The 15,185-nt window shown below is 39.8% G+C and carries 17 protein-coding genes; 13 read left to right on the top strand and 4 right to left on the bottom strand.

Annotated elements, in window-relative coordinates; all coding sequences use genetic code 11:
* Positions 1-7 precede the first annotated feature (7 nt).
* Positions 8-229, bottom strand: coding sequence for a helix-turn-helix domain-containing protein (locus BKK54_RS06635; RefSeq protein WP_077542338.1), 222 nt, complete (start codon positions 227-229; stop codon positions 8-10).
* Positions 230-438: 209 nt separating this feature from the next.
* Between BKK54_RS06635 and BKK54_RS06640 the strand changes: the two genes are divergently transcribed.
* On the top strand, positions 439-1,152 hold the full coding sequence (locus BKK54_RS06640) for a helix-turn-helix domain-containing protein (protein WP_077542339.1): 714 nt from the start codon (positions 439-441) through the stop codon (positions 1,150-1,152).
* Positions 1,153-1,851: 699 nt separating this feature from the next.
* Here BKK54_RS06640 and recQ read toward each other — a convergent pair.
* Together recQ and cyaY are read right to left on the bottom strand one after the other, a co-directional pair.
* Positions 1,852-3,708 carry a DNA helicase RecQ gene (recQ, locus tag BKK54_RS06645; protein WP_077542340.1) on the bottom strand — a complete coding sequence of 619 codons (1,857 nt, stop codon included), beginning with the start codon at positions 3,706-3,708 and terminating at the stop codon, positions 1,852-1,854.
* Position 3,709: 1 nt separating this feature from the next.
* The gene (gene cyaY, locus BKK54_RS06650; RefSeq protein WP_077542341.1) at positions 3,710-4,015 is read right to left on the bottom strand and encodes an iron donor protein CyaY; all 306 of its coding nucleotides are present in this window, start codon (positions 4,013-4,015) and stop codon (positions 3,710-3,712) included.
* 96 nt (positions 4,016-4,111) lie between these two features.
* On the opposite strand from cyaY, the gene lptM reads away from it, so the two are divergent.
* Both lptM and lysA read left to right on the top strand, forming a co-directional pair.
* Positions 4,112-4,228 carry an LPS translocon maturation chaperone LptM gene (gene lptM, locus BKK54_RS12020; RefSeq protein WP_077542342.1) on the top strand — a complete coding sequence of 39 codons (117 nt, stop codon included), beginning with the start codon at positions 4,112-4,114 and terminating at the stop codon, positions 4,226-4,228.
* 15 nt (positions 4,229-4,243) lie between these two features.
* Positions 4,244-5,491 carry a diaminopimelate decarboxylase gene (gene lysA, locus BKK54_RS06660; protein ID WP_077542343.1) on the top strand — a complete coding sequence of 416 codons (1,248 nt, stop codon included), beginning with the start codon at positions 4,244-4,246 and terminating at the stop codon, positions 5,489-5,491.
* A gap of 58 nt (positions 5,492-5,549) precedes the next feature.
* On the opposite strand, the gene hslR is transcribed toward lysA, so the two are convergent.
* Positions 5,550-5,936, bottom strand: coding sequence for a ribosome-associated heat shock protein Hsp15 (hslR, locus tag BKK54_RS06665; protein ID WP_077542344.1), 387 nt, complete (start codon positions 5,934-5,936; stop codon positions 5,550-5,552).
* 72 nt (positions 5,937-6,008) lie between these two features.
* Between hslR and nudE the strand changes: the two genes are divergently transcribed.
* From nudE to BKK54_RS06715, 10 genes are all read left to right on the top strand, one after another.
* On the top strand, positions 6,009-6,569 hold the full coding sequence (gene nudE, locus BKK54_RS06670; RefSeq protein WP_432213697.1) for an ADP compounds hydrolase NudE: 561 nt from the start codon (positions 6,009-6,011) through the stop codon (positions 6,567-6,569).
* A gap of 138 nt (positions 6,570-6,707) precedes the next feature.
* Positions 6,708-8,708: an OPT family oligopeptide transporter gene (locus tag BKK54_RS06675; RefSeq protein ID WP_077542346.1), complete on the top strand. Its 2,001-nt coding sequence runs from the start codon at positions 6,708-6,710 to the stop codon at positions 8,706-8,708.
* Between the two features lie 51 nt (positions 8,709-8,759).
* Positions 8,760-9,140: a hypothetical protein gene (locus BKK54_RS06680; RefSeq protein ID WP_077497476.1), complete on the top strand. Its 381-nt coding sequence runs from the start codon at positions 8,760-8,762 to the stop codon at positions 9,138-9,140.
* Between the two features lie 29 nt (positions 9,141-9,169).
* Positions 9,170-9,583, top strand: coding sequence for a hypothetical protein (locus BKK54_RS06685; protein WP_077542347.1), 414 nt, complete (start codon positions 9,170-9,172; stop codon positions 9,581-9,583).
* A 30-nt stretch (positions 9,584-9,613) separates the two neighbouring features.
* Positions 9,614-10,438: a 3'(2'),5'-bisphosphate nucleotidase CysQ gene (cysQ, locus tag BKK54_RS06690; RefSeq protein WP_077542348.1), complete on the top strand. Its 825-nt coding sequence runs from the start codon at positions 9,614-9,616 to the stop codon at positions 10,436-10,438.
* 67 nt (positions 10,439-10,505) lie between these two features.
* Positions 10,506-11,990, top strand: a complete 1,485-nt coding sequence (gene zwf, locus BKK54_RS06695) for a glucose-6-phosphate dehydrogenase (protein WP_077542349.1) — start codon at positions 10,506-10,508, stop codon at positions 11,988-11,990.
* Between the two features lie 232 nt (positions 11,991-12,222).
* Positions 12,223-13,275 (top strand): acyl-CoA dehydrogenase family protein, encoded by a 1,053-nt coding sequence (locus BKK54_RS06700; protein WP_077542350.1) that lies wholly within the window; start codon positions 12,223-12,225, stop codon positions 13,273-13,275.
* Between the two features lie 153 nt (positions 13,276-13,428).
* Positions 13,429-14,127 (top strand): 6-phosphogluconolactonase, encoded by a 699-nt coding sequence (gene pgl, locus BKK54_RS06705; protein ID WP_077542351.1) that lies wholly within the window; start codon positions 13,429-13,431, stop codon positions 14,125-14,127.
* Positions 14,127-14,489, top strand: coding sequence for a DUF1304 domain-containing protein (locus BKK54_RS06710; protein WP_077542352.1), 363 nt, complete (start codon positions 14,127-14,129; stop codon positions 14,487-14,489). The genes pgl and BKK54_RS06710 overlap by 1 nt, the downstream gene beginning before the upstream one ends.
* A 92-nt stretch (positions 14,490-14,581) precedes the next feature.
* Positions 14,582-15,109, top strand: a complete 528-nt coding sequence (locus tag BKK54_RS06715; protein WP_143541438.1) for a hypothetical protein — start codon at positions 14,582-14,584, stop codon at positions 15,107-15,109.
* Positions 15,110-15,185 lie beyond the last annotated feature (76 nt).

Consider the following 15,185-nt stretch of genomic DNA (forward strand, 5'->3'; position numbering starts at 1 on the left):
TCCTTATTTAATCTAGATATCTGCTAGGCCATATATCTTTTGGTTCTTTTCCTAGTGCATCAGCAATAATTTTCTCGCCTTTTGGATAACGTTTATCAAAAGCATTTCTCAATGTTGTTTTTGCTAATCCATGCTTAATCCCTAATTGAGCTAATGAAATCCCTTTTTTAATCAATTCAGCTCTAATGTCTGCTCTATGCATATCATTAGATCTTCCTTTTTCTTTCATTTTGTGCGATCCTTAAAAACTAGTCGTTTAACTACTTGATTAAGTACTTAATCACCTACGATTTGAAATATATATCAAATCATTTTCTTAATCAATAGGTGATTTAATAAATTTTTTCAAAATCTTTTTAGTGATTATTTAAATCATTGATTTTGCTTAACTTAATCATTTGAATATTTTAATCCCATTTTGATTAAGAAAGGTGCTTTATGAAATCATCTGATAAAGTCTGGTTTACTGCCAAAGAATTAGAGGGGCTAAATGGTCTTCCTTCTCATGCGACAAACATTACAAGGAAAGCTAAAAATGAAAATTGGATAACTAGGGAGGCTAAAGGTGTAAAAGGGGGAGGGTTTGAATATCATATATCAAGTCTACCAAAGCTGACCCAAATGTCTTTAGGATTTAGAGATGGAATACAAGCGATAATAAGTAATTTACATGATTCAGCCGAAAAACATGCAATAAAAGAAAATGGCTTTGCTGATTTCAATCAAGTTAATCCCGATTATTATGAACCTATTGATGACTTTAGAGACGTTAGAGTTTCTGCTGGGTTGGGTTCTGAAAACGAAGAACAATATGAACCCGCTTACATAATGGTTGAAAGCTCTTGGTTTCAAAGAACTGGGATTAAATCTAAAGACTGTGCAATGTTTACAGTCAAGGGTGAAAGCATGGAACCAACTTTAAGGGATGGCGAAGAGATTATTGTAGACCGCTCAAAACGCCAATTACAAGAGGGTAAAATTTTTGTCCTAAATCACGGTGGTGCAATGTTAGTGAAAAAAGTGCAATTTACCTATGAGGGGATTGAGTTGTTAAGTGATAACACCGCATACCGCCCCATAAAAATTACCAATGAAGAAGCCGACAGATTACGTGTTATCGGACAACTTGTGAGAGGATATCGTAATTTTTAGCTATTACAGCAATTTAAAACCAATAAAAAAGGCTGGATAACCCAGCCTGCCATTCATAATTTAAAGCCCCTTAAAACGCATTTTAAAAACTGTTTAAAAACCACCTAAACACCGCCAATTTTTATGCAAATAAAAACCCAATTTTCGCCCATTTTCAACCAATTCCCACCATTTTTATTTTTTGCATAAAATTCCCCACCAAAACCGCCCAAGCCCCACCACACAAGCCTCAAGCCAATTTTTTCGACCCAAATTTTTTCTTTTTCTCTATGCAAATATTGTCACTACCCCATAAGGTGTTCTTGTTTATTTATGGACAAGCAACGCAACTGAGGAAATTGGTAAACTTATGGGAATAGCCAGAAACCTTGCCTGCCATTACAAGTAATTGATTGAATTTTATAGCTTTTTTAGCATTAGTTTATTAATGCCAATAACTAGTAAATATCTTTTTCAGTTTTGGTGATCCGATTATAAAAGAAACTTGATCTATTAAAACAAGTACACCGAATTCTCTTCCCTATAAGGCTTTAACCCTATTTTGATCAACTATCTCTACTACACCAGATTTTTTTATCCTTCTAACAATATAGGAAATATTCTACAAGATGAGCTCATCTTGTCTGTGTAAAAATTTCTTCTTTGTGAGACTAGAATAAATTTAATAAATCCTAAAGGCTCGCAGAATAAATTGAACTTTTAGTCTATTTCAGTCTTTGTCAGGGCTTTCTGGTGTGTTTTAATCAAATTTATAAAAGGTTGGGCAAATCGTTCTAATTTTATTGTGCCCACGCCGTTAATTTGCAGCATTTCAATATTAGAGGTCGGCATATATTGTGCCATTTCTTGTAGTGTTGCATCATTGAACACGATATAAGGGGGGATATTTTCCTTGTCGGCAATTTGTTTACGTAAAAAACGCAGGCGGGAAAAGAGATCTTTGTCGTAATTAACTATCGTGCTTCGTTGTGGGCTGTGAGCAATTTTACTGATTGCGGAAATACGTGGCATGGCAAGCTCCAGAGGTACTTCTCCTTTTAGCACAGGTTTGGCATTTTCTGTGAGTTGTAGGGTGGTATTAAACTCTCCGATCACCTGCTGTATAAAGCCTAAGTGAATCAATTGGCGAATCACCGATTGCCAATGTTCCTTACTTTTATCTTTCCCAATACCATAAACGCTCAGTTTATCGTGTTGACGTTCGAGGAGTTTTTGATTTTGCATTCCTCGTAATACGCCAATCACATATTGTGCCCCGAAACATTGCCCTACTCGGTAAATAGTGGACATCACTTTTTGCGCATCCACTAAACCGTCATATTTTTTCGGTGGATCTAAACAAATATCGCAGTTATTGCAGGGTGTTTGGCGATGTTCACCGAAATAATTAAGTAACACCAAACGACGGCAAGTTTGGCTTTCGGCAAATTCGCCGATGGCTTCTAGTTTGTGCTGTTCGATTTTCCGTTGAGATGTTTCCGGTTTCTCCAGTAAGATCTTTTGTAACCAAGCATAATCTGCCGGTTCATAAAATAATACAGCTTCGGCAGGTAAGTCATCCCGTCCCGCACGACCGGTTTCTTGATAGTAAGATTCAATGCTGCGCGGTAAATCAAAATGTGCCACGAAACGGACATTGGATTTATTGATTCCCATACCAAAAGCAATGGTTGCGACTACCACTTGCACATTATCGCGTTGAAAATCCTGCTGTACACGTTCACGTTGTGCCGCTTCCATGCCTGCATGGTAAGCCGCAGCGGATATACCTTTATTACGTAAACTTTCCGCTATCCGTTCGACCTTATTACGGCTGTTACAATAAACAATGCCACTTTTGCCTTTTTGAGCCAACACGAAACGGGCAAGTTGCTCCATGGGTTTAAATTTTTCTTCCAGTGTATAGCGAATATTCGGGCGATCGAAGCTACCCACATATTTATACGGATTTTGCAGTTTAAGGTGGGTAAGAATATCTTGCTGTGTTGTGTAATCTGCCGTTGCTGTGAGCGCCATAATAGGAGCATTCGGAAAGCTGGATTTTAACCCGCCGAGTTGGGTATATTCGGGGCGAAAATCATGTCCCCATTGGGAAATGCAATGTGCCTCATCAATGGCGATAAAACTGACTTGGCAATAGGAAATCAGCTGGAAAAAGCTGTTCGTCATCACCTTTTCCGGTGAGATATAAAGGAGTTTAAGCGTCCCAGAAATCAGCTTATTCTGTACTTGTTGCTGCTGTTCTAATGTTTGGCTGGAATTGAGAAAATCGGCCTCAATACCATTGGCCTGTAACTGATCTACCTGATCTTTCATTAAGGATATGAGAGGGGAGATCACCAGCGTAATCCCATTAAAACAGAGTGCCGGAATTTGATAACAGAGCGATTTACCATTCCCCGTTGCCATCACTACCAGTGAATCTTGTCCATTCAATGCAGCATTGATCACTTCTTCCTGCCCTTTGCGGAAAGATTGATAACCAAATACCGAATTTAGCACGGAAAGTGCGGTCGGTTTTTCCTGTGTTTTTGGGGAAGGGCGCGCGTGGGACATATTAGAATTGGATAGCTTCACCGTGTGCAGCACAAGCTTCCGTTAAACTCACCCAAAAATTTTTACCGTCATTGGAGATCCATTCACCATTTTTGCAGGCAAAATGAAAACCACCTAGTTTGCTGGCAAGCCAAAGTTCAAACAAAGGCTCTTGTTTGTTGATAACAATTTGTGTGCGATTACCAAAGGTCATAGTAAACACAGCACCTTGAGTTTCACAATCCACATCGGCACCTTGCTCTTCTAATTCTTCTTCAATTTTTTGCCAAATTTGTTCAATGTTTTGATGAAATTCTGCAACATTCATAAAGTTTTTCCTTTCAAATCTGATAGAATGCGGCAGATTATAAAGCCTTTTGCCCCCTTGTGAAAGGCGGATTTAACGATGAGTGGGAGAGAAAAAATGAAACAATTATTGTCAATTTTAGTATTAAGTGCAGTTTGTACCTTAGCGACAGGTTGTGGTGTAAAAGGCCCATTGTATTTTCCGGAAAAAGAGCAAACCCAACAAAATCCATAATTGGTGAGACATAATATGAATTTTTTTCAATATCAAAATAATCAACTCTATGCCGAGCAACTGCCGGTACAACAACTTGCCGAACAGTTCGGTACGCCCCTTTATATCTATTCCCGTGCGACCCTGGAACGTCATTGGCATGCGTTTAATGAGGCGTTAGGCTCACATCCCCATTTAATTTGTTTTGCCGTGAAATCTTGCTCTAACATTGGGGTATTAAGTGTTATGGCAAAATTAGGTTCAGGTTTTGATATTGTTTCGCAAGGTGAATTGGAACGCGTATTGGTGGCTGGGGGGGATGCTTCGAAGGTCGTTTTTTCCGGTGTCGCAAAATCCCGAGAAGAGATTATGCGTGCTTTAGAAGTGGGGATTCGTTGTTTCAATGTGGAATCAGTGTCTGAACTTCACCACATCAACCTCATTGCCGGCGAAATGGGAAAAATTGCACCGATTTCTTTGCGTGTAAACCCTGATGTAGATGCGCACACGCACCCCTATATTTCCACAGGTTTAAAAGAAAATAAATTTGGTGTCAGCGTGGACGAAGCCCGTGAAGTCTATAAGCTGGCAGCAAGCCTACCGAATGTGAAGATCACGGGGATGGATTGTCATATCGGATCGCAACTCACAGAATTACAACCCTTTTTAGATGCGACAGATCGTCTAATTGTGTTAATGGAACAACTCAAACAAGATGGCATTGCCTTGAAACATTTAGACTTAGGCGGCGGTTTAGGGGTGACTTATACCAATGAAACCCCACCTCATCCCAGCGAGTATGCCAAAGCCTTGTTGGAAAAATTAAAAGATTATCCGGATCTTGAAATTATTCTTGAACCGGGACGGGCAATCACCGCCAATGCAGGCATTTTGGTGGCAAAAGTCCAATATTTGAAAAGTAACGAAAGCCGAAATTTTGCCATCACAGATACCGGTATGAACGATATGATTCGCCCTGCATTGTATGAGGCTTATATGGATATTGTGGAAATTGACCGCACTTTAGTACGTGAAAAAGCAGTTTACGATGTGGTCGGGCCGGTGTGCGAAACCTCGGATTTTTTAGGCAAACAGCGTGAACTTGCCATTGCCGAGGGGGATTATATCGCACTATGTTCTGCTGGCGCTTATGGGGCGAGTATGTCCTCCAACTACAATTCCCGTCCACGTACAGCCGAAGTGTTAGTGGATGGAGACAAAGCGCATTTAATCCGCCGCCGTGAAAGTTTGCAAGAACTTTGGGCGTTGGAATCCATCATTTAATATTCTCTTAAAAAAGAAAGTACGGTTGAAAAATAACTAGATTTTCAACCGCACTTTTTTATACCTGATGCTTAAACTTCAACAAATCCCGACGCTCTTTTTTATTCGGGCGGCGGTCGGGGTGGGGCATTGAAAGGGCGTTATTTTTTCTTGCCCATGTCATTTCTTCCCGTTTTTTCAAACTTTGATCCGTTTCACGATAAAGCCGCTGTGCTTCGGGCGCGCCACGGCGTTGGTCGCTTAATGCCAGTATCTCTACTTCTTTCTCTTCATTGCCTTGGCGTAATTTTAAGATTGCCCCGATTTCCACAATTTTGCTCACTTTTGCGCGTTGTCCGTTGTAATGTACCTTGCCTCCCTCAATCATTGCTTTGGCAATACTGCGGGTTTTATAGAAACGGGCTGCCCATAACCATTTATCGAGGCGAACGTCTTTTTCTTCCATTTACGATCTCTCTTTGCTTAATTTGTGATACAGTTTGCGCCCATGGTATCACAAAATAAAGGAAAACCTATGATGTCGGATGATCAAACATCGTTGCCGAAAATTTTATCTGCGCATACAGTGGCGAAATCCCGTTTATTTGAAATTCAGGCGGTTGATTTAGAATTTAGTAACGGTGAAAAGCGAACCTACGAACGTTTTAAACCCGGGTCACATCAGGCTGTGATGATTGTGCCGATTGATGGAAATGATCTTTTACTGATTAGAGAATACGCCGTAGGGACGGAACGTTACGAGCTTGGTTTTCCCAAAGGTGGCGTAGATATGGGGGAAATCCCGCAAGAGGCGGCAAATCGTGAGCTAAAAGAAGAAATTGGCTTGGGTGCAAAACAATTTCATTTTTTGCGTACAGTCATAACCAGTCCGAGTTATATGCGTAATCCAATGCATATTTTTGTCGCGCAGGATTTTTACCCCTGTAAACTTGAAGGGGATGAGCCCGAACCGTTGGAATTGGTTCGTTTTCCGCTCTCTAACTTAGATGAATTGATTCGCGATCCTAATTTTAATGAAGCCCGAAATTTGACCGCACTTTATACTTTAAGAGATTATTTGAACTGCCGAGGAGAATAAATATTAATAATTTTTCTGATAAAGATATAATTTATTAAATATTTTCTACTTTAATTGAGGAAATATTAAAATAATTCTTGAGTTTTTTAGCATTTCTTGGGAAAGTGAACGCCTTGTTATTTAACCCAAGGAAACATTATGCCTCATTCAAATTTAAAAGAACTCACGTTTCGTGGGATGATTCTCGGGGCGTTAATTACGGTGATTTTCACTGCATCTAACGTCTATTTAGGATTAAAAGTCGGGATGACTTTTGCTTCTTCCATTCCTGCCGCAGTTATTTCTATGGCGGTGTTAAAATTCTTTAAAGATTCCAGTATTTTAGAAAATAACATGGTTCAAACTCAGGCTTCCGCAGCCGGTACTTTATCTTCCGTTATTTTCGTTTTGCCGGGTTTATTAATGATGGGATACTGGAACGATTTTCCATTTTGGCAAACCATGTTGATTTGTGCTTCCGGCGGAACATTAGGAGTATTGTTTACTATTCCATTACGCCGTGCGATGGTGGTGAATAGTGATTTACCTTATCCGGAAGGGGTTGCCGCCGCTGAGATTTTAAAGGCGGGAAATCATGATAAAGGTGATACAGGGGTAAAAGACATTGCGTATGGCGGTGTATTAGCCGGTGTAGTGGCATTTTTAACAAATGGCTTACGTGTGATGGCGGATGGTGCGAGTGCATGGATTCAAACCGGTAAAGCCGCTTTCCAATTACCAATGGGCTTCTCTCTTGCGTTGTTAGGTGCCGGTTATTTAATTGGTATCGTCGGCGGGATTGCCATGTTAGTCGGGTTGGTGCTGACTTGGGGCGTTGCTGTTCCATTCTTTACCATGTCCGGTGATATGCCGACAGATATGAGCTTAATCGATTTTGCCATGAGTACATGGAAAACCAAAGTTCGCTTTATTGGTGTGGGCACGATCGGGATTGCCGCAATCTGGACATTATTAGTTTTAATGAAACCTATGGTAGAAGGCATGGCGCATTCATTCCGTATGCTGAAAAATGGTCAATCGGAATCGGCTCATCGCATTGATATTGATCTCTCACCAAGAACCATGATTTATATCCTTATTGCAACCGTTGCGTTGATCGTGATTTCACTCCATCACTTTATTGCAGCTGCGCCTATTTCACCGGAACTTTCTATTTTATTAGTGGTAGTTTGTACCTTCTTAGCGGTATTTATCGGCTTTTTTGTGGCAGCGGCTTCCGGTTATATGGCGGGATTAGTGGGTTCATCATCTAGTCCGATTTCCGGCATCGGGATTATTTCGGTGATTGTGATTTCTCTCGTATTGGTTTCTATCGGTAATGCTACGGGGCTATTTGAAACGACAGATGGTCAGAAATTTTTAACCGCACTTACGTTGTTTACTGCGTCCATTGTATTAACCACCGCAACGATTTCTAACGATAACTTACAAGATTTAAAAACAGGTCTATTGGTTGAAGCCACACCGTGGCGTCAGCAAGTGGCTTTGATTATCGGTTGTTTTGTCGGCGCACTGGTGATTGCACCGGTATTGGAAATTTTATATCACGCTTATGGTTTCAGCGGTGCGTTGCCACGTCCGGATATGGATCCAACTCAAGCACTTTCCGCACCGCAAGCCACGATTATGACGACCATCTCGCAAGGTATCTTTACTAACCAATTAGAATGGACATACATTTTAACCGGCGTAGGTTTAGGTGCGGTATTAATTATTATTGATGCCTTCTTGAAAAAGGTGAGTAATAAAACCTTTGCATTACCGGTATTAGCGGTGGGGATTGGTATTTATTTACCGCCGTCTATTAATACACCGGTTGTGGTGGGCGCTTTCTTAGCTTGGTTGATTAACCGCCATATTACAAATTATGCGGCACGTACCGGCAATAAACAAATCTCAGCTAAAGCGGAACGTTTTGGTACGCTTTTCTCTGCAGGATTAATTGTGGGGGAAAGTTTAATGGGGGTGATTCTTGCCTTTATTATTGCGGCTTCCGTTACATCCGGCGGTTCTGAAGCTCCACTGGCACTGAACCTTGAAAATTGGGGAAGTATCGGTGAATTGTTAGGCTTAACCGTATTTATTGCCGGAATCATCATTTTTGCTTCTCGTGTATTACGTGCGAAAAAATCTGATTAATCCCTAAAATTCCTTTAAAATAGGCTATCTCTTCCGATAGCCTATTTTTTTATGAAACCTTATCTTAAAGCATTAATTTTATTTCCTCTTATCTTGCAAGGGTTAGCGACCGCTCTTGTAGAGTTTTTGAATGCGAATGCGGATCCATATTACCAAACGCCTTTTATCCAAAATTTTCTTGTCGTTTTTATTCTCGTGGCGATTCCCGCTTTTTTGATTAGCCTGATCACCACTAAATTCCGTTATATGCGCTATAACATTGCCGCTATTGTACTATGCTCAGCATTAGTGAGTTTTTTTTATTATCTCACCATCATCTCTCTTATTGAGTTTACTATTTCATTCTGGGGAGCTTTATTGGGTATGTGCTTTATGACATTTTGCACTTTATTTATACTGCCTTGGCTTTTGCCAAAAACAAAATCGTTGTAACGGGATTTATTCAAAATGTTGGAGATTTTATGAAACCTTATCGCAAAGCATTAATTTTGTTTCCTCTCATTTCACAAGGATTGGTGACTGCGCTGTTTTGGTTGTTAGGTACGGATTTAGAGCCGACACCATTTAGTCGATATTTTACGGTTGCGTTTTTCCTTGCGACTATTCCAGCTTTTCTGATTGCCCTAGTTGCCGCAAGGTTTCGCTATATTCGTCATAATATTGCAGCTATCGTGTTATGTTCATCATTGATTAGCTTTTTTTATTGTAATATCGCCTCCTATTTCTATTCATTGTTTATGAGCGAGCAGGTCGTTTCATTTTGGCAATGGATTACTGACGGTGGTTTAACATTAGGGATATTAAGTGCTTGCGGTATGGTATTTTATGCCTTATTTGTATTGCCATGGCTATTGCCTAAAACAAAATCATCATGATGATAACCAAAAACTTTGTAGGGGGATTTTATGTTGCCACTCAACGAACATTTACTGAATCAAGTTCTACTGATTGCTTATCAAGCAGGGAATCATCTGCAAGGTTTTTATCAACAGCATATTGATGTAAAAATTAAGGAAGATAATACGCCGGTCACCGAAGCGGATCTTTTCGTCAGTCAATTTTTAACTGAAAAATTGACCGCACTTTTTCCTCAAACGCCGGTACTTTCTGAAGAAAATTGCCATGTTCCTCTTGAAGAACGACAAGCATGGAAAGAATATTGGCTCATCGATCCCCTTGATGGTACGCAACAATTTATTAATCACACTGATCAATTTTCCGTTCTAATCACCCTCGTACGTAAAAATAAACCGGTGTTAAGCGTTATCCATGCACCGATTTTATCTCTCACTTATTATGCGATGGAGGATTTTGGTGCGTTTAAAAAACAGGGTGAACAAGTCAAAAAATTGGCTAAAAACACCACAGATTTTAACCGCACTTCTTGTTCCCCAATATTACGCATTGCAGTGGGAGCAACGACCTCGCAGGAAAAAGTGCGGTCAATTTTACCGAAAGATTTGCCTTGTGAATTTGTTGTGATGGGGTCGAGCAGTTTAAAAAGTGGTTTAGTGGCAGAGGGCATTGTAGATTGCTATATCCGTTTGGGGCAAACCGGCGAATGGGATACGGCAGGGGCGGAAGTGTTATTGGGGGAAACGAACGGGCAAATTTTTGATCCGCAATTTGCACCGTTGACATACAACCAACGTGAAACCTTAATTAATCCCGCTTTTGTGATGGTGGCGGATAAATCTATAGATTGGACATCTATCTTTCGATTTAATTGATTGGTTAGAGGAGGAATTTTCGTTAGAATAGCCCGTCATTTCACTCGGTATTTTTATAAGGATAATTATGCAAACTGAGAACAGCTGTATCGTCATTTTTGGCGCATCCGGTGATTTAACCCACCGAAAACTCATTCCGGCTCTTTATAATCTTTTCAAAATCGGAAGATTGGGTGAGAACTTTTCTGTGCTTGGGGTGGCGCGTTCGGAACTTAATGATGAAACTTTCCGTACAAAAATGCGTGAAGCTTTAATCAAGAATGAAGATACCACACCTGAAACCCTTGATGAATTTTGCCATCATCTTTATTACCAAGCCGTCAATACGGCAGATGCCGATGATTATGGCAAATTAGTCCCTCGTTTGGACGAATTACACGATAAATATCAAACCTGTGGCAACACTCTCTATTATATGTCCACGCCGCCAAGTCTTTATGGTGTGATTCCCGAATGTTTGGCGGCACATGGCTTAAATACAGAAGAATATGGCTGGAAACGTATTATCGTAGAAAAGCCTTTTGGTTACGATGAAAAAACCGCACAAGTGTTAGATGTGCAAATTCACCGTTTCTTTGAAGAACATCAAATCTATCGTATTGATCACTATCTTGGTAAAGAAACCGTGCAAAACTTGCTCGTGTTGCGTTTTTCTAACGGTTGGTTTGAACCCCTTTGGAATCGTAATTTTATTGATTACGTGGAAATCACGGGTGCCGAATCCATTGGTGTTGAAGAGCGTGGTGGCTATTATGATGGTTCCGGTGCAATGCGGGATATGTTCCAAAATCACTTATTGCAAGTGCTTGCGATGGTGGCAATGGAACCGCCGGCAATCATTAATGCGGACTCAATGCGTGATGAAGTGGCAAAGGTAATGCACTGTTTACGCCCACTCACACAAGAAGATGTGGAGCATAATTTAGTGCTTGGGCAATATTCTGCCGGTGAAGTGAATGGCAACATAGTGAAAGGGTATTTAGAAGAAAAAGGTGTACCGGCAGATTCACACACGGAAACTTATATGGCACTGCGTTGTGAAATCGAAAACTGGCGTTGGGCCGGTGTGCCTTTCTATGTGCGTACGGGTAAACGTTTACCTGCTCGTGTGACTGAAATTGTGATTCATTTTAAAACGACACCACATCCGGTATTCAGTCAAAATGCACCGGAAAATAAACTCATTATCCGTATTCAACCGGATGAAGGCATTTCAATGCGTTTTGGTTTGAAAAAACCGGGTGCAGGCTTTGAAGCCAAAGAAGTGTCAATGGATTTCCGCTATGCGGATCTTGCCGGCGCACAAGTCTTGACTGCCTATGAGCGTTTATTGCTAGATGCGATGAAAGGTGATGCAACCCTATTCGCCCGTACGGATGCCGTTCATGCCGCATGGAAATTCGTTCAACCAATTTTGGATTACAAAGCCAACGGTGGACGGATTCATGAATACGAAGCCGGTACTTGGGGTCCGGTGGCGGCGGATAAACTCATTGCGAGACAAGGCAAAGTATGGCGTAAACCGAGCGGATTAATGAAGAAGAAAATTTAAATGATATTGGGGGACGTGAAATCCAAGTTTCACGTCCTTTGCTGTTTTAATCTTATATTAATTTAAGATAACTTATACTTATTTATAATAAAAATCCTGCTTTTCTTTAGATGAATAACCTTTACCCTCCATCCTATATTTAAAATATATATCATATAAATAATTGATCTTATACAGTCCTATTTCTCTATAGTAATTTGAATATTAGTTAAATTACATAAGGAGAATAAAAATGGCATTTTTTTCAGACACTTTTCTTCATTGGTTAGAAAATAACGCAAATGAATTAGATCAAAAATCGTCAGCATTATCGGAAGGTTTACTAAAACGCATTGCGGATGATGGTGCATTCAAAATCGGTATCCCACAAGCATTCGGTGGCCTAGATGGTGAAGCTAAGGATGTTGTTGAAATATTGCAAGAGTTGGCATCGCATTCACTGACGGCCAGTTTTATTGCATGGGGACATTATACCTTTATTAAACAAATTTTAATTAGCTCAAATCCCTATTTTAGAGAACATTATTTAAATGACCTCATTAATGCCAATATTGCTGGGGCGACAGGGCTTTCCAACACGGTGAAATATTTGGCGAACTTGGAGGAATTAAACGTAAAAATTATACAAAAAGACGGTAAATATTATTTAAATGGCAAGTTACCTTGGGTAACCAATGTGAGAAAAGATCGGTTTCTTGCTGTATTTTGTGCGGGTTTAGAAAATCAGGCTCCTTGGGTTATTGCGATTCCATCAGATACTATAGGGTTAGTTCGTTCGGCTGATTTAGAGTTTATCGCATTACAAGGCGCAAACACTGCGAGTCTAACGTTTAATGAGGTGGAACTAAAGCCGGAATGGGTTTTATCTGATAATGCTCCCGATTTTTTAGCTCAAACTCGCCCTTATTTTTTAGGTTACCAATTTGGCTTGGCACTAGGATTATCAAAACGTTCATTGCAAGAAGTAGAACAACGTTTAACTTATCGTGAGTCATTAGTGGTAGATTGGCAACAAATAAGCGAGCATTTTGCTTCTCTCAAACAGCGTTTGTACCATGGATTGACGGAAGAACAATATTTTATTGAGCGTCCAAAAGAACTACTGGCACTACGTTTAGAGGTGGTTGATCTCGTGGCTAAAAGTTTATTGTTGGAGTTAGAAGCAAGTGGCGGTGCGGCTTATTTGAAAAACTCATCATTGAGCTTTGTTCGGCGTTGGAATGAAGGGGCATTTTTGCCGGTTGTCTCGCCAAGTGCAGCACAATTAAAACAACTTTTGCGATAACGTTAATTTAATTAATAATTTCTTATTTCAAATGGATAACTTAACCTCTTTGCTATGATAGAATACCTGCAATTTTATCATCGGTTTGGTTATCCGTTTTTCTTTTCCCTAAAAAAATACTGGAAAATCTGACCGCACTTTTATAGGAATAAAATGAATACGATCACGTTCTCTACGGCACAGCAAGCGGTTGAAAAAATTGCACAAGAATTTGTGATTTATAGCCAATCAGCCCATCCCGTGCATATCTCCCTTTCCGGTGGCTCTACACCAAAATTATTATTTAAAACCTTATCACAGCTCCCATACCAAACCGCAATTAACTGGCAAAACCTCCATTTCTGGTGGGGCGATGAGCGAATGGTTGCGGCACAAGATCCGGAAAGTAATTATGGCGAAGTGCAAAAATTGTTATTTGATCATATTCAAATTCCCGCAGAGAATATTCATCGAATTCGTGGCGAAAATGAACCGAAGGTTGAACTAAAACGTTTCCAAGAAGAACTAAGTGCGGTCATTTCTGATGGTGTTTTTGATTGGATTATTTTAGGAATGGGAACAGACGGGCATACCGCTTCGTTATTTCCTCACCAAACTAATTTTGATGATGAAAATCTTGCGGTGATTGCAAAACACCCTGAAAGTGGGCAAATCCGCATTTCCAAAACGGCAAAATTGATCAAGCAAGCAAAACGCATCACCTATCTTGTGACAGGGGAAGGAAAAGCGGAGATTTTGAAAGAAATCCAAACCACATCGGCTGAAAATTTGCCTTATCCGGCAGCGAAAATTAAAGCACAAAATGGCATAACGGAGTGGTACTTGGATAAAGCAGCGGCGAAGTTATTATAGTGGAGATTTTAGCCCATATTTTGACCGCACTTGTGGCACTCGAACATTTCTATATTCTTTATTTAGAAATGTTTGCCATTGAAGGAAAAACAGCCAAACGTATTTTTGGTTTAACGGATGAGTTTGTTGCCCAACAGAAAGTGAAAGTGATGTTTGCCAATCAAGGTTTATACAACGGCTTTCTGGCTGCCGGGATTATTTTTGGTTATGTCATTCAACAAATTTCAGTGATTTATTTCTTTTTAGTTTGTGTGGTAATTGCTGCAATTTTTGGCTCAATCACCGCTAATAAGGGTATTTTGGTAAAGCAAGGGTTGCCGGCGGTATTGGCAATGATTTTACAAGTTGTTCCACAGAATTGACCATTTGGGGGGAGTGTGTGTTTTAGGCACGCAAATACGCTATGTTCATGCTTGACCTACATGGTGGGGATCAGTGGGGAGGTAAAAGAATAATGAGTACAACAAACAAAGATTATGAGTTCTTAAAAGAGATATTTACTGAATTTTTCAAACAAAAACATATTGTGAATAGATTGAATGAAATTGATGATCATGAGATATATGGTTGGGAGATTTGGTTGCAAGTTGAACTTTTTTTATTTTTCCATAAATTTTCAGATAAGCTTGACATAGCAGAAGTATATAGAGAAGAACCTTGTTTGATGGATCGTAGGAAGGGAGTTGCAATAAAATGTTCAATAGATTTCATTATAAGGCAAAAAAGAGCACATAGTTTTATTCCTATTGAAATTAAACAATCTGTCTATGCTCCACGTTGTATCAATCATATGATGAGAGATATTGATAAATATTCTAAAATCAGAATGCGTGATTTACCCACTGATCGTGTAGTTTGGTGCCTGGGAGTGCATCAAAAGCCAAGAAACCAGGGAGAATTTGATAAAAAATTGGAAGATTATTCACCAAAGATTTCTTGTCAACCAATTAAAAATACAAATTATATGTTTACATTATTTTAAATATGATGGGATTTGTCCCACTATTAAAATTAATTATGTCATCGGTGGGATAAATCCCACCCCACGAACAGGAGAA

The sequence above is a fragment of the Rodentibacter genomosp. 1 genome, assembly GCF_001999285.1.
Lineage (GTDB): Bacteria > Pseudomonadota > Gammaproteobacteria > Enterobacterales > Pasteurellaceae > Rodentibacter.